This window comes from Martinezella tropici (genome assembly GCF_003287875.1).
In the GTDB taxonomy this organism is placed as follows: Bacteria; Pseudomonadota; Alphaproteobacteria; order Rhizobiales; family Rhizobiaceae; genus Rhizobium; species Rhizobium tropici_C.
The window spans coordinates 46,244-71,825 of the sequence record NZ_QMKK01000032.1; the positions used below are offsets into that span (position 1 = coordinate 46,244).

Sequence of the window (25,582 nt, forward strand, 5' to 3'; positions counted from 1 at the left end):
GACATCGGTGGAGGAGGCCACAATGGCTACGAAAGAAACTTGGCGCCCGCGCATGGCGCTGCTCATCGCGCATGTCGCAGGCATGATTGATCTGGTGGCATTGCCGGTGTGGATCAGCACCCTGATCACCGAATATCATTTTGATCCGCAACAAGCCGGCGCGATGGTGACGCTTTTCCTGGTCGGGACGGTCGCCGCGAGCCTTCTTTTCGCGCCGCGCATCAATGACTTCAATGGCCGGATCGTCACGACGGTGTCGCTCGCTTTGGCGGCCACGGCCTGGGCCGCAGCAACGCAGCAGACCCAGTTCATTCCCATGGCGATGTGCCATGCAGCCGCCGGCTTCACCGCTGGAACGGCACTTTCGTTTACACACGGTACGATCGGGCGAAGCCTGAACCCGCACCGGCTGTTCGCTATGGCCGGTGCGGCAATCGGCATCTTCGGTACGGTGTTCCTCGGGATGGTCCCAAAGCTTGTGGCGACCCATGGTCGGGAAATGGTGTTTCTCGTTTTCTGCGGCCTCATGATCCTGGCGAGCCTGACCTCGCTGCTCGCCTTTCCAAAGCCAACGCTTGCCCATGATCCCGTCGCGGCGGCTGGCGGGCAAAAGCTCAGCCGCGCCGTTTGGGCCGGCATTATCGGCGTCAGCCTGATGGCCGTCACCCAGTCGATGGTCTTCGGTTTCTACCAGGAAATTGGCATCGGACACGGGTTCTCCATGGATGCGATTGCCGGCGTGTTGATCGCTCTTGGCATCGTCGCCCTGTTCCCGGGACCCATTGCCGGCTTTCTCGAGAAAAGCCTAAGCGCGGAGAAGGTGGTGCTTGCCGGACCGGTGTTTCAGGCCGTCTTCGCGCTTACCATCACCCTGAGCTCTGCTTTCCTTCCCTATGCGATTTCAGGTCCGCTCTTTGTAGTGACGATGGTGTTCACCCACACCTTCGCATTCGGTCTTCTGTCGCGGCTGGACAAAAGCGGGCGGGCCGTTGCAGCAACGCCGGCCATGCTGATGACCGGGGCGGCCATCGGCCCGATCCTAGGCGGAACCCTGATCAAGATGTCCGGCTACACAGCAATCGGCTTTGCAGCCTGCGTCTGCGCAACGCTTGCGTTTCTCGCCTTCTCCCGGGTGCGGGCGAGCCAACATCCTGTCACGGCCGCCGGCGAATAGGCATCCGTCCCATCAAACACCATGGCGGCCCGGCGGTCCTGGCGACTGCGGGACCGCCTTGTTCGTGGGGATCGGGCGGACCTCTCTCGGTTGTCGATCAGGCAGACACCGTATCGAGCATTCGCGCGTGGGTCTCCATCCGATCGATGAGCCACTGAATGGCGCGATCGCCGCGGCTTGAAGCGCGCCACTGGACGCATTCTTCAAAGGCAGGAAGGGTCGCGGGGATCTCGAATATTCTCAGCGGGAAATGCCGCGCATAGTCATGAGCAAGCCGGCGATGAAAGATCGCGATCCTCTGCGTGCCCATCAAATAATGCGGCACTAGGCTCCATGATGGAACGATCACCTCGATCCTTCGAGGTGAAAAAGACCTTTCGAGAAACGTCGCGTCGGTGGTCGGCAGGCCGGAACCACCCAGTCTTACAAGGACATGCCGCATCGCGAGGAATGTCTCGATTTCAGTGACATCGTCTACGGCGTCGTTGTCGGCGCAAGCGACGCCGACGAAATCATCTGCGAAGAGCGGCTTGAAAGGGTGATTTTGCGAAAGCGCCTGCTGGGGACCGAGCAGGACGTCGATGCGTCCCGTTTCCAACGCCTCGCTCGGGAGGTCGGCATATTGGTGCAGGTCGAACGTCATACCTGGCGCCTCCACTGAAAGCGCACGCAAAACATTCGCCAGAAAGATTGTCGCTGCATAGTCCGACACCATCACGGTGAAACTCCGCTGCGCTTCCTGTGGTAGGAATCGCGTTTGGACCGTCAAACGCGAACGGACGGTTGCCAGTATTTCCTTTGCCGGAACGGAAAGTGCTGCGCCCAGAGGCGTAGGTATCATCTGCTTGCCGTTTTGCGTCAGCAGATCGTCGTTGAAGTATTGCCGTAACCTGTTCAGCGCGCCGCTCATGCCGGGTTGGCTGATATTCAGCTTCTCAGCCGCCCTAGTGACGTTTCGTTCGGTCAGGATGGCGTCGAGCGCGACAATCAGGTTGAGATCCAAGCCATTGAAATGCATGTCACTACCCCGGCAGGAAAGCCATCGGCCGTGACGCGGTCAGCCGCGTCGCCTCAATCATTCGTCTTAGCTATGGAAATACATAAAAGAAATCATTTTTGCAAATGCTTTGGTCGTCGGTACAACCTTCGGGAAGACACATTTCATGACGTGAAGCGGCTGGAGCGCTTGGCGTCAGGCACAGGGATTTCGGGAGGAAATCATGAGTATATCCACGACATACGATGTCATCGCGATCGGTTCGGGACATAATGGACTGATCGCCGCCGGCTATCTTGCCAAAGCCGGCAAGAGCGTTCTCGTCATCGAGAGCCAACCCTGGCTCGGAGGCGGTGTTGTCACGCGCGAATTGACCGCGCCGGGTTTCTGGCACGATCAGCACAGCACCGCTCACATCTTTATCCAGGCCAATCCGGTCCTTGCGAAGGACGAACTCGGTTTGAAATCGCGTTACGGCCTTGAATATATCTACCCCGATCCGCCGCATATTTCAGTCTTCGAGGATGGTGAGACGCTGGCGCTTTATACCGACCGCTCAAAGAATTATAAGGCGATCGAGCACTTCTCCAAAACGGATGCGGAATCGTTTCTGAAGCTTGCTGAATTGGGCGACCGCATCCTGCCCATGCTTCTGTCGGGTCTCTATTCACCCCCGATACCCAACGGCGCCATGAGTGCAATGCTCGACCAGAGTCGGGAGGGCCGTGAAATTTTGATGATCATGCAGAAAAGTGCCCTCGACATCATCACGGAGTATTTCGAAAGCGACTATGTCCGGGTGCATTTTCTCAAACTGGTCACGGAAAACCTTCAACTCCCTGACGAGATGGGAACGGGAATCGGGCTGTTCATGTTCGTTGCCTTTCTCGAGCGTTACGGAATCGGCGTCGCCAAAGGCGGCAGCGGGGCGCTGACGGACGCACTCGTTGCCCAGATTCGCGATCATGGCGGCACCATCCTCAAGGAAACCAGGGTCGAAAAGGTACTGGTCAAGGGCGACCGCGCCGTTGGCGTACGGACCGCGACGGGCGAATTTTTCGCAAGAGACTGCGTGATCGGTGCACTCCACCCCCATCGTCTGCATTCTTATATCGACAATCTCGATCCCTACGTCGACAAGGCCGCGCGCAAAACCCGGCCGGCGGCTTTCAGCGCATTTGTCGTTCATGGCGCGCTCAAGGAACCCGCGAAATTTGCCGCTGGCGACCATGTGAACGGTACGATTATCACGGAGTTGCTGCCGACCAAGCTCGAGCACCTGCGTCGGTCTTTTGATGAATTGCGCTATGGCGTGCTGCCTGAAAGGCCGCTTTTCGGCGCTAATTGCCCGTCCAATGTCGATCCGTCGAGAGCACCTGCAGGGAACGCGACATTTCTGATGTTCTCCTATGCGCCCTATGACCTCAAGGACGGCGGCGCTGCGAGGTGGGACGGCTACAAGGAAGACTATGCCGATTGGCTTTGTGACAAAGCAGGAACATTCATCACCAATCTCGGTAAGGATAATTTCATCGCCCGTTCGGTCTACAGTCCGCTCGATTTGGAACGCGATTCAGAAAGTTTTCAAAAGGGCGACATTCACGGTATCGCGCCTTATTCCTACCAATTCGGCTCGCACCGGCCGACGCCCGACCTTGGCGGCCTGACCGTTCCGGGCATCGAGCGCCTGTTCCTCGTCGGTCCGTTCATGCATCCGGGGGGCGGCGTATTCGGCGCAGGCAGAGCCGCCGCGATGAAGGCCTTCGAGGCGCTGGGGCTCGATTTCGACAAGGTAAGCGCGGCATGAAAGTCTTCACCACAGACAAGACCGAACTCATGACGATCAGCTCGATTGAGGCGAAGGACGCCGACTTGCTGATCAAAGGCAAGATATTTGGCGCGATGCCCATGTCTGCCGTCATTACGCCTGAACAGGCGAGACTAGCTTTCCGGCTGCTGACGCCCAGGTTGATCTGGTTCTTGTTGCGGCTGCCGTTCAAACGTACCCAGGGAGAGAAGAAATGAGCCTGTCGAGAACGATGCTGTCGGTCCGCTTTCACCAAACCGGGGGCCCCGAGGTTCTGCGCGTGGAAACCCTAGCCCGTCCCGAACCCAAAAAGGGTGAGGTGATCGTCCGGGTTCTCGCTGCAGGCGTCAATTTTGCCGATCTGGTCAGGCGGCGCGGCGGCCATTATCCGGTCCCTACCCCGCTGCCCTTCAATCCGGGCTGTGAATTTGCCGGAATCATCGAAGATTGCGGCGAAGGCGTGGACAGGTCGCGGATCGGTGAGTCGGTCATCGGTGCCAATATCGTGGGCGGTGCTTATGCGGATTACATCGCCGTCGAGGCCACGAATCTCATGCCGTGGTTCGAAGGTCTTTCACCCGAACAGGCGGCAATGCTTCCCATTCAGGGACTGACGGCATATCTGGCTCTCACAGACGCAGGCATGTTGACGAAAAACGACACAGTCTTCGTGCAGGGAGCAACGGGCGGTGTCGGCTCCTTGATCGTACGGATTGCAAAGGCACTGGGTGCCAAACGGGTCATCGCCGGCGTAGGCCATGAAAGCAAGGTCCGTCTGGCTTTAGCCGCCGGCGCAGAAGCGGTGGTCGATTATTCTCAGCCGGATTGGGTTGACGCCTTGCGCGCAGCCAGCGGTGGCCTTGGCGTCGATCTCGTCATGGATGCGACCTCGGGACGCATTCTGGAAGGCGGGATCGATTGCCTTGTACCGAACGGCCGTGCCGTAGTCTACGGCCATGCAGCGCCGACTTCCAATCCGGTCAATGTCACCAGATTGCTGGAGGGCAATCTCCGCGTCACGGGCTTCTTTCTCGGCTACTACCACGTGAAAAGACCAGACATCGTGGTTGCCGCATTAAAGAATCTGGAAACGCTGGTCAAACGCGGCGAACTCGACCTTGTGCCGGCGAAAGTGCTGCCGTTCGCCAGGGCAGAAGAGGCCCATCGCCTGATGGAGGAGCGAAACAGCGAGGGCAAGATCATTCTGGTGCCGTCGAACCGAATGGAGGACCAAAATGGCTGACGATTTCGACGGCAAGGTGGTAGTGGTTACCGGCGCAACATCGGGAATCGGATTCGCCACGGCTCTGGCCTTCGCCGAGAAGGGGGCGCGGCTCATCCTGAGTGGACGCGCATCGCTAGACCCCATTGTCTCGCGATGCCGCACGCTGGGCGCGGAGGCTTTCGGTTTGTCCGGTGATCTTGCAAAGGCGGAATTGAGCCGCAGTATCATAGAGGAAGCGATCAGCCGGTTTGGCACCGTCGATATCCTGATCAACAACGCGGGTTTCGGGACTTCCGGCGGTGTCGAGACTGTGACGGAAGAGCAGCTGCGTGCGGTCTGGGACGTGAACTTCCTGGGTGCCTTTCGCATGTCGCGCCTCGCCATCCCCATCATGCGCGAGCATGGCGGCGGCGCAATCCTCTTCACCACCGCGCTTGCCGGTATGTACGGCATGGCCAACGCGCTCGCCTATTCGACCAGCAAGGCCGCCGTCATCAATCTTTGCAAGGCGATGGCGATGGAGGTCAGTCGCGACGGCATCAACTGCAATTGCGTAAGCCCCGGCCCCGTCGACACGCCAATGCTGCAGGAAGCAATCGATGCCTACGGGCTTTCGCGCGAAGATTTCCAGGCGGTTTCGCCGACCGGACGTATTGCCACGGCGCAAGATGTCGCCCACGCATTGTTGTTTCTGTCATCTGGCGCTGCCCGCTCGATCAACGGTCATGTCCTTGTTGTCGACAACGGCATGTATGCAGGCATGTTTACTCCAAGCCCGGCATGAGGCGGCGCGTCCTAATACGCCAAACAGAAGTCATTATAGGAACGACAAAAATGAGTGAGAGAATTCAGTCCAACAAGGAAATCGCCTTGGATTTTCACCGCCGCGCCTTTGTTGAAAAGGATCCGGTTTCGGCTATTAGCGCCCACGTCGGTTCAACATACATACAGCACAATCCCCAGGTAGCCGATGGCCCTGAAGGCTTTGTCGGCTTTGTTAAAGGTTTTCACCAGCAGTTTCCCGATTTCAAAATCGAAATCAAACGCACGATCGCCGACGCCGATCTCGTTGCAATACACTTTTGCGCCTATTTGAACAAAGAGGACCGCGGAACTGCCGGCGTCGATATATTTCGTATTGAAAGCGGTAAAGTGGTTGAACACTGGGACATTCTTCAGCCGATCCCCGAGCAGGCCGCCAATTCCAACGGCATGTTCTAAGAAGGGTTTGATGTGGCGGACGGCCTCCTGCCCAGCGGTGAAGTGCCATAATGGGGTTTGTTAGGAGCCACAACGAGGAAGGCCGTCCGCCTCATCCGGCCTCTTCCGCGCCTTCACATAATATCAAACATACTTCTGCGACATCAGGCGGGCCTCGTCACCCCGGGAGGCGAAACGCCGGCTCAGGTGGTGAGCACTGCAGCACGCCTGCATAGCAATCATGCAAATTGGGATCTTGCTGACAATCTCTATAAGCGTCTGCCGCCGCATCGTTCGGCGGACAGTCACCGGAGCGTTGTTGTCGACGTGAACAACGCTGCAGATGCTTTATCATTGATAATCGTCATGGATCAGCGGCTGCTTCAACAATGCATCATCATACTCGATACCCTTGGAAGGCGGCCATCCCCATAATCATCGTTCCGGAGATGCACCCGCGGGAGGCGTTAAAGGCGCTGCTTATTGATAAAAGGCGCGATGTTATCCGATGACGAGACCTGAACGGGAGTAGGCACGTAGGAATGCATCGACAGCAGCGACCACAGCCTCCCTCGGCGCGAATTCCGCTTCGGCTCCATATTGCAGTGGCTCGACGATACCCGCCTCGAGCAGCCCCTTGAAATGAGCGGCGGCGACGCGGGGATCGGTGGTATTGATGATATTTCGCTCCTTCAAATGGCTCATATATGTGGTTAGATGTTCCCAACCCATTTTGGGGCCACGCACGTATAATTCGGGTCCAAGTTTGGAATTAGCCGCCTCCGCAACGGCAGTGCGAACAATCGCCAATATGTCGTCCGACGTCACCAATCGCAAATAGGCTTCACCGAAGCTTTCGAGAACGCGGCGGAGATCGGGCTGCGACGGGTCGAGCATCGCCGTCAGCTGTCGGCCTTGCTCTTCCATCGCCCCCGTCATCGCCGCAGCAAACAATTCCTCCTTTGACTTGAAGTATCCGTAGAGCGTGGTCTTCGATCCGCCGATCCTCGCGGAGATCATGGCAATGCTCGCGCGCTCATATCCCACCTCGCGAAACACCTGCGTCGCGGTTTCGAGAATCGCCTGGCGACGGGCATCGGTTCTGACACGCATTTCGACCTCCCCTTCCGATCGTCTTTTACGGACCGACTTGTAGTGTTTTCGATTGACAACGCAACTCGGCAACATTAAATAAACCGTACAGTACAGTTTTAAAAAGTATAACATGGATTTCTGCCTTCGCTTAGACGGTCTCAAATGGCTCCAGGCGTGCAGATAAATCATCAGATGAAAAGCCGAAATATAATGAGGCAGCCGAAGGAATGGCAGCGACATCGGGTGGTCGTCGTAGGTGGCGGCGTTGCTGGCCTGGCGATTGCCTCCACTCTCGGACGCCGGTGGAAGCATCGCGAGCCCATGTTCTCCTTCTCACCGTCCATGACGCTGATCGACGCCGACTCCGCGCATGTCTGGAAGCCGATGCTTCACACCATCGCGGCGGGAACGTGTGATGTCTCGCAGCAACAGACCACCTATCTGGCCCAGGCGCGCGATGCCGGTTTCATCTACGAACCCGGCGAGCTATGCGGACTGGACCGGGCCGTTCGCGAAGTGGCAATCGCTCCCTTGTACGAGCGCGACGGGCGTCTTCTCGTGCCCGCGCGTCACGTGAAATACGATACGCTGATCCTGGCCGTTGGTAGCCGCGCCAATGATTATGCAACGCCCGGCGTGAACGAACATTGCCTCACGATCGATTCCCGCCGGCAGGCGGAGGCATTTAATCGCGAGGTCCGGGATCGTATGCTCCAATGCGTTAAGCTTGGGCAAGAGTTATCGATTGCCATTGTTGGCGGTGGTGCAACCGGTGTGGAGCTTGCTGCCGAATTGGTGCAGCTCATCGAGGCCTCCTCCGCCTATGGAGCGCGACAACTAGCCGGGACCATCGCCATCACCCTAATCGAAAGCGGTCCACGGCTGCTTTCCGCCTTTCCGAAGGATATTTCCTCCGCTACCCGGTTACGTCTCGGCGCCATGGGTATACGCGTGATTACAAATGCACGCGTTAACGGGGCCCACGCGGATGGGTTCACCCTCGATGACGGCCGGAGAATTCCTGCGTCGCTAAAGGTCTGGGCCGCAGGCGTCAAGGCGCCGGATTTCCTCACTCGCCTCGACGGGCTTGAGACCAATGGGTGCAATCAACTGCTGATTCTGCCTTCGCTGTGCACGACCCTGGACCCCAATATCTATGCCGTCGGCGATTGCGCGAGCTTGACCCCGCCCGGCGCCTCTCGTCCGCTGCCGCCGACGGCTCAGGTTGCGCATCAGCAAGCGCAGCACTTGATTCGCCATCTGAAGAAGGACATCGTCGACAGCATTCCGATTCCCGACTTCATTTATCGGGACTTCGGCTCCCTCGTCTCGCTTGGGAACTACAACGCCTACGGATCTCTCGGCCAGCTCGGGCTTTTCAAAGGCGGGACCATTCACGGGCGCCTCGCTCGGCTCAGCCATAGCCTGCTCTATCGCAGCCACCAGTCGTCGCTTCACGGCTTCTACCGCGGCGGCCTCCTCTGGCTGGTCGACCGGCTGAGCGCGCGCCTGCGACCCTCTATCCGCCTGGACTGAAACAACGGAAATTCGAACTGAGGACTGCCATGCGTAATGTCTCGTGCCATCTCCTGGCCTTTACTTTCCTGTCCTTCGCCACCTCCGCATCGGCCCAGATGCCGGGCGCCGGAGGGCCTCCACCCGTCGGTGTCGTGACGGTCACCGAGACGGCGATCAACGAAACCACGGAATTCAACGGCCGAATCGAAGCGACCGACAAGGTCAACATCGTCGCGCGCGTCTCGGCCTTTCTGGAAGAGCAGCTATTCACCGAAGGCGCCGACGTGAAGAAAGGAGACCTTCTCTTCCGGCTGGAGCGGCCGCCTTACGAGGCTGACCTAGAGGCCAAGGCGGCCTCGGTCGCCGAAGCGCAGGCGACACTCGAAAACGCCAATATCGCCTTTGATCGTGCCGACCAGATGCACAAATCCGGCTCGGGCTCGCAAAGCACGCTGGATAACGCGCTTGCCACGCAACGGACCTCGGCCGCGCAGCTTCGTTCCGCCCAGGCGGCGTTGCGGTCGTCGCAGATCAATCTGGACTATACTGAGATCCGCTCGCCGATCGATGGTCGGATCGGTCGCGCAGCGGTGACTGTTGGCAACGTCGTTTCCGCTTCGTCGGGTACGCTCGTCACCGTCGTCAGCCAGGACCCGATGTATGTTACCTTCCCGGTGCCAACACGCAAACTCATCGAATTCCAGCAGAAGCGTACGAGCGGAGGAAGCGAAGGTTTGCGGCTGCGGCTTCGCCTGCCCGACGGCCGCATTTACGATCAGACCGGTATACTCGATTTCCTCGATGTCAGCGTTGCCTCGGACACCGATTCCATCACCGTGCGCGGCGCCATTGCTAACCCGGTCATTCACAATGGCCAGCGCGAACTGTTCAACGACGAATTCGTCCGCGTGATCGTGGAGGCTGTAACGCCGCAAAAGGTTCTTGCGATCCCGCGCGCCGCGGTCCTGACCGATCAGCAGGGCGACTATGTCTATACTGTAGGCGCCGACAATGTGGTCCAGATTCGCCGGATAAAGCTAGGGCAATCGACCGCCGAAACCGCGACAGTCCTCGATGGGCTCGCGGTCGGCGACAAGGTAGTCGCCGAAGGCGTCCAGCGCGTTCGTCCCAACGCGCCGGTGACACCGCAGCTTCTGACGACTCAACTCGCCACGAAGGGCTGATCCGATGATCTCCAATCTTTTCATCGACCGGCCGCGTCTGGCAATCGTCGTTGCCATCGTCATCTCGCTCGCCGGCGCGCTGGCGCTGACGAGCCTTCCGGTGTCGCAGCTTCCCGACATCGTGCCGCCGCAGGTCTCGGTGACCGCGACCTATCCGGGCGCCTCGGCCGAGGTCCTCGAAACGACCGTCGCTCAACCGATCGAATCAAAGGTCATCGGCGTCGACAAGGCGCTCTACATGAAGAGCACCAGCGGCAATGATGGCAGCTACACTCTGACGGTTAGCTTTGCGCTCGGCAGCGACCCGGACATCGATACGGTCAACGTCAACAACCGCGTGCAGACCGCGCTTTCGCAATTGCCGACGGAAGTCCAGACCCTCGGCGTTACCGTGCAGAAGAAGTCGTCTTCCATCCTGCAGTTCGTCACTCTCAGCAGTCCGGACAGTCGCTTCGACCCTCTATTCATGACGAACTACGCGACGATCAATGTCCTCGACGAATTGTCGCGCATTCCAGGTGTCGGCTCCGCCTCGCTCTTTGGCCAGATGAACTATTCCATGCGCATCTGGTTCGACATCGAGCGCTTGTCGAGCCTCGGCATGGTGCCCTCGGACGTGATCAACGCTATTAATGCGCAGAATGTTCAGGCTCCTGTAGGCCGCATCGGCGCGCGGCCCGTGCCCGATGATCAGCAGTTCCAGTTCAACGTGCAGACCCAGGGTCGCCTGGCCACGCCGGAGGAATTCGGAAACATCATCCTGCGCGCCAATTCGGATGGATCGGTCCTAAAGGTGAAGGATGTCGCCAGGGTCGAACTCGGAGCCCAGAGCGAGGACTCGCTGAACAGATTCAATGGCAATCCGTCCGTCGCCATCGGCGTCTATCTGTCTCCGGGCGCCAATGCGCTGAAGACGGCGGCGGCCGTTAACCAGAAGCTGGAAACCCTGCAATCGCGCATGCCGGAGGGTTTGAAGGCCCAAGTCATGTATGATTCCACCGATTTCGTCTACGACACGATTGAAGCAGTGGTCCATACGCTGATCGAAGCCTTCGTGCTCGTCGCCATCGTCGTCTTCATCTTTCTCGGCAACATACGCGCGACACTCATTCCGATCATCGCCGTCCCGGTTTCCGTCATCGGCACTTTCGCCGTGCTGCTCGTGTTAGGCTACTCCGCCAATACCGTCTCCCTTCTCGCCCTAGTGCTCGCCATCGGCATCGTGGTCGATGACGCGATCGTCGTGGTGGAGAATGTCGAGCGCGTACTGGAAGAGGAGCCAGAGCTATCGCCAGCCGCCGCCACCAAGAAGGCGATGGTGCAGGTGACCGCCCCGATCATCGCCATCACGCTCGTGCTGCTGTCGGTCTTCGTTCCGATCGGCTTTATTCCGGGCATCTCCGGCGAGTTGTTCCGGCAGTTCGCCGTTACCATCAGCGTGGCGATGCTCATCTCGGCGCTGAACGCCTTGACGCTCTCGCCGGCCCTCTGCGCCGTCTTCCTGCGCCATGGCGGCGAAAAGCGCGGCGTCATGGGCTGGATCAGCCGCCGCATCGACGGCATACGCGACGGATATGGTTGGATCGTGCACAAGACCTTGCGGCTTTCGATCCTTTCGCTCGCCATTATTGGGCTTTGCGCCTTCGGTGTGTTAGGCCTCTCAAAGATCACGCCGAGCGGTTTTCTGCCGGAAGAGGATCAGGGTGCTTTCTTCATCAACGTGCAGCTTCCGGAGGGCGCTTCCGTCGCCCGCACCAGCGACACGGTGCGGGAGGTCGAAAAGCTGCTGCGCGGCCTACCGCAGGTGACCGACGTCACCTCGGTCATCGGCTACTCTCTTCTCGACAGCTATTCGGCGAGCAACAACGCCTTCATAATCGTACAGCTGAAGCCGTTCGCGGACCGCAAGGCGGCCACCGATAAGGTCCAGGTCATGATCGGCAAGGTCTTCGGCGGCGCGCAGGAGATCCGCTCCGCGATGATCTTGCCCTTCAACCTGCCGCCGGTCATCGGCCTCTCCACCAGCGGCGGGTTCGAGGTCATGGTCGAATCCCTCGAGGGCGCAGACCCCGCAACCATGGGCAGCATCGCCAACGGCATTGTCGGAGCCGCAAATCAGGACCCGGCGCTGAGCCGCGTTTTCACCACCTATGCTGCCAATGCGCCGTCGCTCTATCTCGATATCGATCGGGAAAAGGCGCAGGCGCTGGGCATCAGCATCAGCGACATCTTCTCCGCGCTGCAGTCGACGCTCGGTGGCTCCTACGTCAACAACTTCAATCTGTTCGGCCGCACCTGGCAGGTGAAGGTCCAGGGCGACGTCGACAATCGCCGAGACATTCCGGCGCTGTGGGACATCTATGTCCGCAGTTCGTCGGGCGCCATGGTGCCTCTGCAGTCCATTGCGGAACTCAAGACTATCGTCGGCCCCTCCGTGATCACGCGCTATAACAATTATCGCGCGGTCACCATCAACGGCTCGCCGGCGCCCGGCGTCTCCTCGGCAACGGCAATGGACGCATTCCAGACCTTGGCCGGCAAGGCGCTGCCCGCCGGTTATGCGCTCGAATGGACCGGCACATCCTATCAGGAGCGCCAGGCGGGCGGGCAGACGACCCTCATTCTCGGCCTCGCACTGCTCTTTGCCTATCTCTTCCTGGTCGCGCTCTATGAGAGCTGGACGATTCCGATCCCCGTGCTGCTCTCGGTGATCGTCGGTGTCTCCGGCGCCTTTATCGCGGTCGTCGGCTGGGGGCTGACCCTCGACCTCTATGGCCAGATCGGCCTTGTCGTCCTCATTGCACTGGCGGCGAAGAACGGCATCCTGATCGTTGAGTTCGCCAAGGAACAGCGCGAACATGGCGTCAGCATTCGCGATGCGGCCGAAAATGCCGCGAAGCTCCGCTTTCGCGCCGTGATGATGACTTCGATTGCCTTCATTCTCGGTCTGGTACCGCTGGTCTGGGCGAATGGCGCCTCGATGCTGGCTCGTCAGAACGTCAGTTCGCCGGTCTTCATGGGCATGCTGGCCTCCAGCACGCTGGGGATCATCGTCATCCCCATGCTCTACGCCACCTTCCAGACCGCGCGGGAGAAACTGAAAGCGGCTTTCGCGCGGAAGAATCCTTCCCAAGCTCCCTCAAGCAACCCCCGTTGAGGAAGAAGGATGTCCGGCCCCCATCGCCCTATTGGACATCCTCCAAGACGCGCGCATGCCGCCGCGCGCGTCTTGGACCTGCTATATGTCTTGCAAGCGATTGTTCAGAGGCGTCGCCGCAGGGTTTCCGGACGTTTTCGAGGGCCGTATGATTGGCGCCGCCTCTGCGCCCTTGGCGTCATACTGACCGATCTGGCCGTTCTCACTATTGCGAACGTCTTGCTCGGCGCAAGGCTTTTGGGTTACTGGCCCGGAACAAACGCGATTCTTGGTGGTCTTCTGTTATCAATCATCATCATCAGATTAGGCAGCCCGCGCCTCTATCACGATTGGATCGCGATGGGCCTGTTGCAGGTCGGGCTGGGGTTTCTGCTCGTAAACGATCCCTTGCTGACGACGGTCTGGTCGTTTGCCCTGTTTTGTCTCCTGCTGGCGATGGTAGCAACTCTGATGACGTGGATCGGCAAGACGATGGATATTAAAGGCGGCGTTTGGCTTGCGGCAGGCGGCCTGACAAATTTCAATTGCATTGCCTGGGCGATCGTCGGTCGTTATGCGGCCCCGCACGTCGAGCCCGACATTGTTCTCGCGGCCTCCATGCTTTTCCTTGGCTTATCGATCATCGGTTTGGGATTTTCATCGCGAAAGCATCCGTGAACGCGGGAATCTGCAGTCCAATTGTCCAATGGTGTTGCGGACTTCGCCGTGCGACAGTCAACCCATCACAGGAGACGCTGTGAAAAATCCTCCCATTGAGTCCTCGCCTGCCAGAAACCGTCTCAAGCGTGGCCGTCCTCCCATCGATGCGGCTGTTCGCCGTGACGCAATCATGCTCTGTGCCGAGGAGGCATTCATGGAGCAAGGTTATTCTCAAACCAGCATGGATGAGGTGGCCACGAGGGCAAGAATATCGAAGCGAACCATCTACAAGTATTTCCCGAACAAGCGGGAGCTGTTTCGATCGGTGATCGCCGAGCATCGAATTCGAATAATCAATGTTTCGCGGATTGAGAGAGACGAAAGCCCGCTGAACGAAACGCTCTACAAAATCTTCCTCGCCGATCAATCATCAGGAAAACCCACGCGGCGCCTGGATATCTTTCGACTCGCCTTTAATGAAGCCGCTTACAATCCGGAAGTCCAGGACATCATGTTGGAAGTCGGTCGACGGCCGGCGGTGCTGTCCCTTGCGGAATGGTTTGAATCACAAGGCCTGTTCAAAGGGCGCGATCAGGAGCAGTTGGCGTCAATTCTGCTGGATATGGTCCTCGCGTTTGTAACCCGAAAGGATGTCTTTGAAATGAGCTCCGAGGCCTATGTTTCGCATGTCAAACAGCGTGTGGACGTTTTTCTTGATGGCGTATTCAGCAAGGGGCGCTCTGATTGACTCCTCCGTCGACTTACCTGAGCCGAGGTTCTCGGCCTTTTGGAAACGCTTCCCATAAAGCATGTTTCATAAATGATATCAATGTATCACACCAATTCTCTAACTGATCTTCTCAATATCGATTGAAAGCAGATTGCGCGTGAACTGAATCGTTCTTTGCGATCTTATATACATCGAGGCGACATTGCTTCGATCATCAATCCGCGCAGTGTGCGCCACTCCGGCGAGAGCCGGCGTCGCCGCTGCCTGCCGATCTGGAGGTTAATATAATGACAATCAAAAGCCTGCTTCTCAGCTCCGCAACCGCGCTCGGGGCAGTTTCGGGCGCGCATGCAGCTGACGCCATCGCTGCTGCTGAGCCTGAGCCGCTTGAATACGTTCGCATTTGCGACGCCTATGGCACCGGCTACTTCTTCATACCCGGCACCGAAACTTGCCTCAAGGTCGGCGGCATGGTTCGTACCGAAGGCGAATGGTACGATGCCTATGATCCGAAGCATGTTACCGGCACGCTGTGGCATACCCGTGCCGAGTTGCATCTCGACACGGCGACGGACACCGAATACGGCCCACTGAAGACCAACATGGTTCTTCGTTGGGACTGGAACGACGGCAACTCGACCACTGCGAAGCTCCTCTGGGCGAACATCAGCCTTGGCGGTTTCCTGGTCGGTAAGGCCGACTCACAGTTTTCGTCCTTCCTCGGCTACGCTGGCGACGTTATTCAGGACGATGTGGTTTCCTACGGCCCCGGTCCGACGAACACCGAACTCAACCAGTTGACCTACACCTATGATGCTGGCAACGGCTTCCAGGCCATGGTCTCGCTGGAAGACTCCGTCTCGGGCAACGACACGTATTACGATGAAGATTTCGTTCAGAGTAACGGCCGCAGTTGGCGCACTGGCGAGGCAGATCACTATGCTCCGGACGTTGTCGCCGGTGCCCTTTACAAGTCCGGCAACTGGCAGGTGGGCCTGGTCGGGGGTTATGATTCCATCGTCGAGCAAGGTGCGATCAAAGTTCGCGTAGATGCTACGTTCGGTCCTGTGGCGCTATTCCTGATGGGCGGCTGGAACACCGACGGCGATAAGCTGAACAAATATGCTTCCGGCTATGTCACCGATGGCGCGTGCCCGGCCAACAAGGAAGAGCTTTGCGGCTGGGGCGACTGGGCTGTCTGGGGTGGAGGCTCCTACCAGATCAATGAGAAGTTGAAGGCTAATCTTCAGCTCGCCTACACCGACTCGAAGATTTTTGCCGCCGCCGCGAACGTCAAGTTCAATCCGGTGAAGGATCTGACGATCGAGCCGGAAGTTGAATACACCAACTGGGATTCGACCAACGAAGATCAGTGGGCTGGCATCCTCCGCTTCCAGCGCAGTTTCTAGTTGAAAGTTACCCGGCTCGTGTCGGGTAAAGGAAGCCTGACGTTTTCCAATCCGCCAGGCTTCTTACATTGATCGGTTGACCTCCGATCAAACCGGAAGGATCCGGTTTTCCCTACCGGATCCTTCTTGTTTTCAAGCTAATCCGTTCAGAATGATGGATGACGAGTTCGACTTCGACGCATCCCATCCATTTCGGGAAGCACGAAGTTCTGGCTGGCTGTTAGTTTCCAGAACTGAACTAACCATGGAGTGATGATGCGGACGCCTCCATGCCAGAGACAGCGACTGTGTTATTGGCTGGTTGCGGCCTTAAAACTGGGAGTGTCCGCAAATGCAGATTGCAAAGATAGGGCTCGACCTGGTGAAGAACATTTTTCAGGTCCGCTGCATAGAAGCTAAAGGCAACGGTTTGGTCCGGCGCAGCCTACGTCGCTAGGCCGTTATCAACTTCTTTGGGAAACTCGCCCTTGCCTTGTCTGCATTGAAGCCGGTGGGCGCGAGAGATTAGAGTGGGCACACACCGTTCGTCTGATACCTCCCGCCTATGTGAGGCCATATTCTTGAATAGCTATCCGCTGGGGCAACCAACTTGCGCAGGCGAAGGCCGTTTTGCGAATATTGTTGGCAGTGACTCGTAAATCGAAAGCACTTATTTACCATTATAACGGTTTCATGACAGTTACGGCGCGACAATCCTTTTCATCGATACTCGCCCAATACTCACTTGACGCATGCATGACGCTTGGCGCCATTTTTCATTTCTGCGGTCCTATGAAGGCAACTTGCGGATCATTTTGAGCGATCAGAAATGTTTTCAGCTATTTCATCCCGCATCGGCGCAAAGCTCGCGGCTCTCTCTGTCATCGGCATCCTGATGGTCGCAATCATGCTTTTGATCGTGCTCTATGGCGGTCAGGTGATTGGTGACCGCTCGAACCTGCTCAAAAACGAGTTGATTGTTTCTCGCGACATCATCGACGCGAAAGCATCTCTGCGCGGAATGCAGATTGGCGTTCGCGATTTGAGACTGGCAACGTCCCCGGAAGAGGTGGCCAAAGCAGTCGATTACCTATCCGCACGCCATCATTCGGTGATCTCATTTCTGGATGAGGCAAACAATGGGCTGAAGTCGCACGCCGACCGGGATCGGGTACAAGGCCTCAAGACTCTGAGCGAAAACTATTTCGCCATGGCAACCGATCTGGTCGATGTTTTGAAGGCGATGCTGCAGAGTAAAGATAGCTCCGCCGCTGCCCAAGCAAAATCAGCGGAGCTTCAGGCAAAGCTTCTGATGATATCCGACCAGGCCGCAAAGCTGTTCGACGACGGGGTCAGCGCTGCGAAGAAAGCAGCCGACCAAGCGGAGGAAGACGCAAATTCGGCTGCAAGTCTGGTCCTGCTGCTCAACCTTGGCATCGGTCTCCTGGCGATTATGACATTGATCGTCTCGGCCATCTACGGATCCAAAGCGATTGTCCGCCCGATCGTCGGTTTGACCGACAGCATGGATAAACTTGCGCATGGAGATCTGGATGCCCCGGTACCCCACATCGGTCGACACGACGAAATCGGCGCAATGGCGCGCGCCGTCGAGGTCTTCAAACAAAACGGCATCAAGGTTCGCGATCTAAACGCCCAGGAAACCGTATTGCAGGCCAAAAGCGCGGACTTGCAGACGAGTATAGCAACCGTCGTTTCCGCCGCGGTTGCCGGAAATTTCACGCAGCGCATCACGAAGGCTTACGACAATCCGGATCTTGATCGCTTCGCGGCCAGCGTCAACGAATTGGTGGCGTCCGTCGACAGTAGCATTGCGGAAACCCGCCGCGTTGTTGCTGCCCTTGCCGAGGGTGATCTGACTGAAGCAATGCAGGGAGAGTTTCAGGGAGCCTTTGGCGAGCTAAAGGACAACGTCAACGCGACGATGGCCAACTTGAGCTCCGTGCTGAGCGAAGTATCTGCCGCGGTCGATACCATCAACAGCAATGCTGGTGAGATGCGAATTGCCTCCGGCAGCCTGTCGAAGCGCACCGAACAGCAGGCGGCCTCGCTCGAAGAAACGTCCTCAGCCCTCGAAGAAATCACCGTGGCGGTGAAGAATTCCACGGCGCGGGCGCTTGAAGCCAGCCATATGGTCGACGAAGCACGCAAAAGTACCGAACAGTCAAGTTCGGTGGTAAGAGAAGCCGTCGCGGCCATGGGCAGGATCGAGCAAGCTTCCGGTGAGATCGGCCAAATCATCAATGTGATCGATGAAATCGCCTTCCAGACAAACCTGCTTGCGTTGAACGCAGGTGTTGAAGCTGCCCGCGCCGGCGATGCCGGCAAGGGTTTTGCCGTGGTCGCCCAAGAGGTGCGCGAGTTGGCGCAGCGATCGGCAAATGCTGCCAAGGATATCAAGACGCTGATCAATCGCTCCAGTGACGAGGTTAGTGCTGGCGTAAAGCTGGTCACGGCGACCGGGTCTGCCCTGGCGGCCATCGAAAGTCACGTCGTCAAGGTGAACGAGCACGTGCACTCCATTTCGACGGCGGCAAGAGAACAGTCAACCGGTCTTTCGGAAGTCAGCACCGCCGTGAACCAAATGGATCAGGCGACACAGCAGAACGCTGCCATGGTGGAGGAATCGACCGCGGCGACAAGCGGTCTGGCCGATCAGGTGACGACACTTCGCGAATTGATCGCTCGATTCAAGCTGGAACCCATGAGGACGCCGCATCTGGTTGCCGCGACCACAAGGCCTGTTGCATCGCCGGCACGGGCACTTGGTCGCAAGCTTGCCGAAACATTCGCCACCAACGGATCGGCCGCACGCAAGGCGCACTGGGAAGAGTTTTGATGCGCGACCGATTGCCCAATTCAAGTCCCGTTAGCCCAATCTCGGGCCGGCTTCTCCGCCAGCTACATGGCAACGAGCTTCGAAACTTAATGCTTCCAAGGTCATCACGAATATCGGGAAGACGCGTCCTGCCCGAGGAGCGTCCTGAAACCCCGCGATATGCAATCGCACGCACTCTCGCTTGCCGGCTAAGGCTGGCAGGCATGGAGCGGCCCATCCAGTTCCCCAGCGCGCCGAAACACGATGATCTTGCGTCCGAGACCTCCGACCCACCCCACCCCCGGACCACGTTTTCGGCGACGGCGTGGCAAAGGTGGGATCCGTAATCGTCTCCCTTGAGCAACGCTGCCTGATCATACATGGAGCTCCCTCAAGGACATAGACATTCGCTCCGCATCGGCGAGATAACCTTTCTCCACCATGGATTGAAGCAGGCCCGTGCGGTCGAAGATCTGGTCCCGTAACCAGGCGAATGGCCCCGGCGCCTTGTGGAAAAGGTTGCCTAGCTTGCGGGCGAATTCGACCTGATGGTTGCAATAGGCGAGGCGCTCCGCCTCAAACTTCGCGATTGACCGATCCACGACGGCTCTGTCGGACAGATCGCTTGTGCCGATCGCCCGGGCGAGAAAGTATCCGTCTTCGATGGCCATGCCCATGCCGTAGGCCGCATAGGGTGAAACGGGATGCACCGCGTCACCGAGACAGACGACGCGACCCTTCGACCATTTCGCGAGCGACGGGCGGTTGTAGACTTCCCATCGGAATATCTGCTTGGAAAAATCCGTCCGGTCTGCAAAAAGGTTCATCGGGTGGGCAAACGGTGCCAGCAGAGCGCGGACATGACGTTCCGGGTCGGCGGGCGGTGTCGCAGCTTCCGAGGACTTCTCGACGATCCACCATTCGAAACCTGGCTTACCTTCATGCTTCATGGGGAAATAGCTCGCCTGCACGTTTCGGCCATGATGCAGGGCACCGATGTCCTTCGGCAATTCGAGAATGTCCTCACACCAGGCGAGCCAGACCCGCAGGCCTACATGAAACAAGCCGAGGTCGCCAAGCGCCTGTTGCGACACTCGTGAGCGAATGCCATCAGCTCCGATCAGCAGATCGACGGTAACCTCTTCACCATTTTCGAACTTGACGATGATCTCGTCGCCGCGTTCCTCATAGGCGATGAACTTGTGGCCCGGTGTGACGACATCCTGATCCAGAATGTGGAGGGCCTCGATCATCTTCGCGTAGGCTGAGGAACGTAGGATGCCGTAATGCCAGCCTTCGATACCCATGGCTTGCTCGACGGATTTGTTGAACGGCAGGTCGACGCGGACCTCGCCCTTGGGATTGCGGAACTGGACGCGCGTCTTAAGGCCAAAGTTATTGACCACGTCAATGCCGTAGTAACGCAGCACCGCAAGAACGGGAACTGAAAGCAGCACAGCGCCGCCTAGCGGTCTCGGCTCCGGATTCTGCTCATAAAGCCGGACCTCGTAGTTTGCCTTTCTAAGGGCTATCGCGGCCGAAACCCCTCCAGGTCCGGCACCGACGATCGCAACCCTCTTCCCGACGTGCCCTCTCATGCTTACTCCTCCCGAATTTGTGCTAATGCCAGTCTAACTTGGACCGACCCTGCTTCGGCCTTTGGCGCCACGAGGTCCGCCGGTTGCCTATTCTCGCGCATTTCGACCGGCACGACCTGCGAAGCTGCCGGCCCAATGGGCGCCTCGCGCGCCTCCCAGTTGTCGTCGTGTTTGTCTATGCCGGCGTTGTATTCGAAGTGACGGCCGAGCGGAATGTTGAGATACCAGAAGCGGTCGGAACCGAATATATGGCAGCCAGAGCTGCATGTAGGCAGCAGGGCCGATCGAGGGGAGCGCCGCCGCCATTCTGATCGCAAGGGATCGACAGGTCGACGGAGAGATTGCAGACATAGTTGGCGGGAAAATATTTGAACATCATGCCTCCACGTGTCAGCGAGCTCAGTGCTTTCGCAAGCCGACTGACCTCCTTCCGATCAGAGATCTAAAGGAAATCGAGGCGTTCACAAAATTACTTATATTAATTTCTCATATTAACATCGTGAATACCCAGGAAATTTCAGTGGCATTGGAACGCCTTGTAGCCATAACAACCTGGCGGAACCGCGGGCGGCACTGATCGTCTCGCTCGCCGGCTCCTATGACATGATCATCGCACCGGCGACCGCTTGGGCCAAGAACGTCATGCCGCGCGTTGCAGCGCTGCTCGACGTCGCGCAGGTCTCGGAAATCATTGAAGTGGTTTCCGCCGACACGTTCAAGCGCACGATCTATGCCGGCAATGCCATCCAGACCGTTCGGTCGACCGACGCCAAGAAGGTCATCACCGTTCGTACGGCCTCTTCCAGGCTGCCATCGAGACCATCTCGGCTGCCGGGAACCCAGGCGTGTCGAGCTTCGTCGCCGACGCACTGTCGTCGTCGGAACGCCCGGAACTGACGTCTGCCAAGATCATCATTTCCGGCGGCCGTGCACTCGGCTCCGCCGACAAGTTCAAAGAAGTCATCCTGCCGGTCGGCGACAAGCTCGGTGCTGCCGTCGGCGCCTCCCGCGCTGCGGTCGATGCAGGTTATGCCGCGAACGACTGGCAGGTCGGCCAAACCGGCAAGGTTGTCGCCCCGCAGCTTTACATCGCGGCCGGCATTTCCGGAGCGATCCAGCATCTCGCTGGCATGACGGATTCCAAGGTCATCGGCGCGATCAACAAGGACGATGAAGCCCCGATCTTCCAAGTCGCCGATTACTGCATCGTCGGCGACCTCTTCGAAATCGTGCCGCAGCTGGAAAAGATGATTTAATGCTCACAGACTTGCCGCCCGTTGCGCTGTGAACGTTGCAAGTATTTAAGTAAGGGATCGAACATGGATGTCCACGTCGCCGTTGCCGTTCAGGCAGGAAAACAGCTCGAGGTCATGACTGTTCAGCTCGAAGGCCGGCGAAGTGCTGATCGAGGTCAAGGCGACCGGCATCTGCCGCACCGATGATTTCGCGCTATCCGGCGCCGATCCGGAAGGCCTGTTTCCGGCGTTCTCGGCCACGAAGGTGCCGGCATCGTCGTCAATGTCGGCCCTGGTGTAACGTCCGTGAAGAAGGGTGACCATGTCATTCCGCTCTACAAGCCGGAATGCCGCGAGTGCTATTACTGCACCTCGCGAAAGACCAATCTCTGCACATCGATCCGCGCGACCCAGGGCCAGGGCGTGATGCCGGATGGTACCTCGCGCTTCTCGATCGGCAAGGACAAGATCCACCACTATATGGGCTGCTCGACCTTCTCCAACTTCACGGTCCTGCCGGAGATCGTCGTCGCCAAGGTCAATCCTGACGCGCCCTTCGACAAGATCTACTACATCGGCTGCGGTGTGACGACCGGTATCGGCGGCGTCATCAACACGGCCAAGGTCGAGATGGGTGCAACCGCCATCGGGTGGTGTCGCCTTAACGAACTGGTGTGGATTGGGACGATAGTCTATCGGCATGACTGGAGAGGTGTCCGCCCACTACAAACGCCACCGCTTTCCGGCCGAGATCATCGCGCACGCGGTGTGGCTCTATTATCGATTTCCGCTGAGCCTGCATGACGTGGAGGACCTGCTTGCCGAGCGCGGCATGACGTCTCGTTTCAGACGGTCGCAGAATGAACAACGAAATTTGGCCTGAAATTCGCCTATCAACTCCGACGGCGATCTTGTGGTCACTTTGCCGATAAGTGGCACCTCGATGAGATGGTCTGGCGACCAAGGCAAGGAAGTATGGCCGTGGCGCGCCGTCGATGCCAGCGGCTACGTTCTCGAAGCTCTGCTGCAAAGCCACAGGAACAAGGGTGCGGCTTTTCGGCTGATGCTTAAGCTGCTCAAAGATCAGGGTACCGCCCCGCGCGTCATGGTGACCAACAAGCTGCGCTCTTACGCCGCCGCCAAAGCTGAATTGATGCCGGGTGTCGAGCATCGCTCGCACAAGGGCCTGAACAACTGCGCAGAAAATTCTCATCTGCCGCTGCGGCGACGAGAGAGGCGGATGATGCGCTTCAAATCGGCGCGGTAATGTCAACGTTTCGTCTCGGTTCACGGCCAGGTCACCAACCTTTTTCATCTCCATCGGAAACATCTCATCGCCAACTCCGCACCCAGGCCGTAACCGCCTGGCGTGAAATCGCATTCTCGACCGACGCCTGAAAGGTCGATTGTACCACCCTTCAGATCCTGACTTCCATTAAGGCGGCGCCATCCGTTAGAGACTATGCCGCCCTGCCCGTACGGGTCCGGCCCCGATCGAAACCCGGTACAGCACAAATGGCCGCTTCCGCTGATCGATCCCGCCGTGAAAGAGCGGGCCGCGGTCATGTTGAGACGATGTTATGTAGAGCTTGTCGTCCGGTCCGATTGCCATCGTGTCAGGCCAGATGAACATGTTACTGGTGACGAAAGGCTGGAAGTCGCCTTCGGGATCTTTGCGCAAAATTGCGTTGTGCTCCATGTCCATCGCGTAGATGCGGCCACGTGCGTCGATAGCGAGATGTCCGGCAATGGTCATGTCACACAGTTCGCGTACCTGTTTTACCAGGTCCTCTTCGGTGATCGATGGATCCGCTGCGGCACGCGTTGGCAACGAATAAAGACGACGTCCCGTGAAGGCGTTGAAATACAGCGTCTGACTGTCGAGACTGAGCTCGACGCCATTGAGCCCCACCGCGAAGGGATGAGCCTCTCCGTTTTTTGGGCGAACCATAAGTGGCGCGCCTTCGACGATAGGCGCTTGACCCGAGCCTGGCCCCACCACACCACTGCCGCTGAGACGGCGCATGGCCGTTCCGGAGCCGAGATCAAAGACGATCAAGGCTTCTGCACCAGGCGCGCTGTCGGTGACAAAGGCCGTGCCGGCGGCCGATCTGCTGAAATCCAGGCGAAAGTCTTTCAATGCGCTTTTGGTCACGAGAACGTTTGCTGGAATAGTGTATGCTCGCATAACCTTATTGGTGGTGAGATCGACGACCACGAGCTTAGGAGCTCCGGTTACGGGCGTTCCTCCCACCTGCATGACGCCAGTATCGAGCATCCAGAGCCGATTGGCGCCGTCGACGACCAGCGACTGAACGGAGAACAGGGTATTGGTCGGGTCGTTCGACTTCGGTGTGTTGGACTCCATGGTTGGAAAAGCCGTTGTTTTCCCTTTTTTGACTTCACCAACGGTGAAGTCGACAGTTCCAGTGTGACGGGGGAAGGTCACGAAGACGCGTCCTTCGTCCGTCACCGCGATCCCCGCCGGCTGATCATTCACAAAATCCGTGACGTGCTCGATTTTGGGCTCCTCGGCCGAGACGCCCATCGGCAAGGTGAGCAGTATGATGCTCGCGAATGCGAGATCAGACCATCGAAAGAATTGGCGTGACATGGATTGCAGCGCTCCGTTTGCGACTGTCATTTGCAACTTCATGGATAGGAAAAGGCTTGGTTGGCGTTCGTTTGCGCCGCACCACCGTTAAGCGGGCCTCCGGCTGGAACGTAGATCAGATCGCCAATTGCCACGGCGCCAGTTCCGTGGCGACCGACTGGCATGGGCGTCAATTCGCTCCAGCGCTCCGTGGCGGGATCAAACATCTCGGTATTGTTAAACACGCCACCAAATCGTTCGCCGCCGAAGACGAAGATTTTGTCCTGCAGAACTGCGGCCTGGGTGCCGCTCCGCGCGACAGGCATAAGAGGAAGCGCAACCCAACGGGCGTTCTTGTCTTTAAGATCGAGCATAAAAACGGTCTGCGCGTTCTGCGAGAAGTTCTCCATGCGGCCGCCGATCGCATAGAGCTTGTCATGTAACGCGATCAAACTGAAATGCTCGCGCGGAAACGGCAGCGGTGTTGATTCGGTCCACGTGTTTGTCTTGGGATCGTAGATGTAGTGCACGGCGATGGTGTGGCGGTTATCGTTCGTGGTGCCGGTCGCCCCGCCAATTGCATGGATCACCCCGTCAACGGCGACCGCGGCCATCGAACCGAGTGGCTGCGGGAGCGGTGCGATGGACGTCCAACTATTGGCTGTTGGATCGTATGCCGAAACATCGGCAATTGCATTGAAGTTTTGCTGGCTGAAGCCGCCGATCGCGTAGAGCTTGCCGTTCAGGCCGACAGCGGCGATGTGATTAGCGCCACGTGGCAAATGGGCACGTTCTCGCCAAGTATCACTGGCGGGATCGTATTCCTCGTTCAACGTCTGGGCGACGTCACCGTCCGCATAACCGCCAAGCACATACATTTTGCCGCCGACCTCGCCCACGGCAACTTCGCTGCGCGAATGAATCAGGCCTGCCTTCGTGATCCAAGCGCCCATATTCGGGCCTGCGGAGTACGGATCGCTGGGCGAGATGTTACCGGTCCAGCCAGTGATCGGCGACCCAGGATGAGGTCGACCATCGAGGGCCATGCCACCTGTCCCCTTACTTTGGGCGAATACCTGCTGCTCAGGCAAAGCGAAACCGAGGACACAAAGCGCCGAAGCGACGTAAAGAAAAGCACGCGGTGTCATTCGAACTCCTTCAGGAAGTCATAGATGCTGCATCGCAAATTCATCGGCCTCCGAA

18 protein-coding genes and 3 pseudogenes are annotated in these 25,582 nt (G+C 58.2%); 16 read left to right on the forward strand and 5 right to left on the reverse strand.

What is annotated here, in order from left to right; genetic code table 11:
* Nucleotides 1-22 precede the first annotated feature (22 nt).
* Nucleotides 23-1,174 carry an MFS transporter gene (locus tag DQ393_RS12915; RefSeq protein ID WP_112342179.1) on the forward strand — a complete coding sequence of 384 codons (1,152 nt, stop codon included), beginning with the start codon at nucleotides 23-25 and terminating at the stop codon, nucleotides 1,172-1,174.
* A gap of 97 nt (nucleotides 1,175-1,271) precedes the next feature.
* Here DQ393_RS12915 and DQ393_RS12920 read toward each other — a convergent pair whose 3' ends face one another.
* On the reverse strand, nucleotides 1,272-2,192 hold the full coding sequence (locus tag DQ393_RS12920) for a LysR family transcriptional regulator (RefSeq protein WP_112342180.1): 921 nt from the start codon (nucleotides 2,190-2,192) through the stop codon (nucleotides 1,272-1,274).
* Between the two features lie 202 nt (nucleotides 2,193-2,394).
* On the opposite strand from DQ393_RS12920, the gene DQ393_RS12925 reads away from it, so the two are divergent.
* The 5 genes from DQ393_RS12925 to DQ393_RS12945 are packed head-to-tail and all read left to right on the forward strand — an operon-like array spanning nucleotide 2,395 to nucleotide 6,424.
* On the forward strand, nucleotides 2,395-3,978 hold the full coding sequence (locus DQ393_RS12925) for a phytoene desaturase family protein (protein ID WP_112342181.1): 1,584 nt from the start codon (nucleotides 2,395-2,397) through the stop codon (nucleotides 3,976-3,978).
* A complete protein-coding gene (locus tag DQ393_RS12930; RefSeq protein WP_112342182.1) occupies nucleotides 3,975-4,196 on the forward strand; it encodes a hypothetical protein in 222 nt (73 codons plus the stop codon). Before DQ393_RS12925 ends, DQ393_RS12930 begins: the two co-directional genes overlap by 4 nt.
* Nucleotides 4,193-5,221 carry a quinone oxidoreductase family protein gene (locus DQ393_RS12935; protein ID WP_112342183.1) on the forward strand — a complete coding sequence of 343 codons (1,029 nt, stop codon included), beginning with the start codon at nucleotides 4,193-4,195 and terminating at the stop codon, nucleotides 5,219-5,221. The genes DQ393_RS12930 and DQ393_RS12935 overlap by 4 nt, the downstream gene beginning before the upstream one ends.
* A complete protein-coding gene (locus DQ393_RS12940; protein ID WP_112342184.1) occupies nucleotides 5,214-5,987 on the forward strand; it encodes an SDR family NAD(P)-dependent oxidoreductase in 774 nt (257 codons plus the stop codon). The genes DQ393_RS12935 and DQ393_RS12940 overlap by 8 nt, the downstream gene beginning before the upstream one ends.
* Before the next feature lie 50 nt (nucleotides 5,988-6,037).
* On the forward strand, nucleotides 6,038-6,424 hold the full coding sequence (locus DQ393_RS12945; RefSeq protein WP_181592337.1) for a nuclear transport factor 2 family protein: 387 nt from the start codon (nucleotides 6,038-6,040) through the stop codon (nucleotides 6,422-6,424).
* Nucleotides 6,425-6,904: 480 nt separating this feature from the next.
* On the opposite strand, the gene DQ393_RS12950 is transcribed toward DQ393_RS12945, so the two are convergent.
* On the reverse strand, nucleotides 6,905-7,810 hold the full coding sequence (locus DQ393_RS12950; protein WP_112342186.1) for a TetR/AcrR family transcriptional regulator: 906 nt from the start codon (nucleotides 7,808-7,810) through the stop codon (nucleotides 6,905-6,907).
* On the opposite strand from DQ393_RS12950, the gene DQ393_RS12955 reads away from it, so the two are divergent.
* The 7 genes from DQ393_RS12955 to DQ393_RS12985 all read left to right on the forward strand — a co-directional run bounded on the left by DQ393_RS12955 (nucleotide 7,709) and on the right by DQ393_RS12985 (nucleotide 18,974).
* Nucleotides 7,709-9,034 (forward strand): NAD(P)/FAD-dependent oxidoreductase, encoded by a 1,326-nt coding sequence (locus DQ393_RS12955; RefSeq protein ID WP_112342203.1) that lies wholly within the window; start codon nucleotides 7,709-7,711, stop codon nucleotides 9,032-9,034. The two genes, DQ393_RS12950 and DQ393_RS12955, sit on opposite strands and share 102 nt — an antisense overlap.
* Nucleotides 9,035-9,063: 29 nt before the next feature.
* Nucleotides 9,064-10,200 carry an efflux RND transporter periplasmic adaptor subunit gene (locus DQ393_RS12960; RefSeq protein WP_112342187.1) on the forward strand — a complete coding sequence of 379 codons (1,137 nt, stop codon included), beginning with the start codon at nucleotides 9,064-9,066 and terminating at the stop codon, nucleotides 10,198-10,200.
* A gap of 4 nt (nucleotides 10,201-10,204) precedes the next feature.
* Nucleotides 10,205-13,357, forward strand: a complete 3,153-nt coding sequence (locus DQ393_RS12965) for an efflux RND transporter permease subunit (RefSeq protein ID WP_112342188.1) — start codon at nucleotides 10,205-10,207, stop codon at nucleotides 13,355-13,357.
* A 9-nt stretch (nucleotides 13,358-13,366) separates the two neighbouring features.
* Nucleotides 13,367-14,014: a hypothetical protein gene (locus DQ393_RS12970; protein ID WP_112342189.1), complete on the forward strand. Its 648-nt coding sequence runs from the start codon at nucleotides 13,367-13,369 to the stop codon at nucleotides 14,012-14,014.
* A gap of 79 nt (nucleotides 14,015-14,093) precedes the next feature.
* Nucleotides 14,094-14,744, forward strand: a complete 651-nt coding sequence (locus tag DQ393_RS12975; protein ID WP_181592339.1) for a TetR/AcrR family transcriptional regulator — start codon at nucleotides 14,094-14,096, stop codon at nucleotides 14,742-14,744.
* Between the two features lie 269 nt (nucleotides 14,745-15,013).
* The gene (locus tag DQ393_RS12980; protein ID WP_112342191.1) at nucleotides 15,014-16,135 is read left to right on the forward strand and encodes a porin; all 1,122 of its coding nucleotides are present in this window, start codon (nucleotides 15,014-15,016) and stop codon (nucleotides 16,133-16,135) included.
* Between the two features lie 808 nt (nucleotides 16,136-16,943).
* Nucleotides 16,944-18,974, forward strand: a complete 2,031-nt coding sequence (locus DQ393_RS12985; protein ID WP_112342192.1) for a methyl-accepting chemotaxis protein — start codon at nucleotides 16,944-16,946, stop codon at nucleotides 18,972-18,974.
* Between the two features lie 353 nt (nucleotides 18,975-19,327).
* Here DQ393_RS12985 and DQ393_RS12990 read toward each other — a convergent pair whose 3' ends face one another.
* Nucleotides 19,328-20,551: an FAD-dependent oxidoreductase gene (locus DQ393_RS12990; RefSeq protein WP_112342193.1), complete on the reverse strand. Its 1,224-nt coding sequence runs from the start codon at nucleotides 20,549-20,551 to the stop codon at nucleotides 19,328-19,330.
* A gap of 546 nt (nucleotides 20,552-21,097) precedes the next feature.
* On the opposite strand from DQ393_RS12990, the pseudogene DQ393_RS13000 reads away from it, so the two are divergent.
* The 3 pseudogenes from DQ393_RS13000 to DQ393_RS13010 form a co-directional block, all read left to right on the forward strand.
* Nucleotides 21,098-21,807: pseudogene (locus DQ393_RS13000) on the forward strand (electron transfer flavoprotein subunit alpha/FixB family protein); the annotation flags it as partial.
* A gap of 63 nt (nucleotides 21,808-21,870) precedes the next feature.
* Nucleotides 21,871-22,434, forward strand: a pseudogene (locus DQ393_RS13005) (alcohol dehydrogenase catalytic domain-containing protein); the annotation flags it as partial.
* 52 nt (nucleotides 22,435-22,486) lie between these two features.
* A pseudogene (locus DQ393_RS13010) lies at nucleotides 22,487-23,184 on the forward strand (IS6 family transposase).
* Nucleotides 23,185-23,239: 55 nt separating this feature from the next.
* Here the strand turns inward: DQ393_RS13010 and DQ393_RS13015 are convergent.
* Together DQ393_RS13015 and DQ393_RS13020 are read right to left on the reverse strand one after the other, a co-directional pair.
* Complete coding sequence (locus DQ393_RS13015; RefSeq protein ID WP_181592340.1) at nucleotides 23,240-24,430, reverse strand: L-dopachrome tautomerase-related protein; 1,191 nt, start codon at nucleotides 24,428-24,430, stop codon at nucleotides 23,240-23,242.
* 8 nt (nucleotides 24,431-24,438) lie between these two features.
* Nucleotides 24,439-25,527, reverse strand: coding sequence for a Kelch repeat-containing protein (locus DQ393_RS13020; protein ID WP_112342196.1), 1,089 nt, complete (start codon nucleotides 25,525-25,527; stop codon nucleotides 24,439-24,441).
* Nucleotides 25,528-25,582 lie beyond the last annotated feature (55 nt).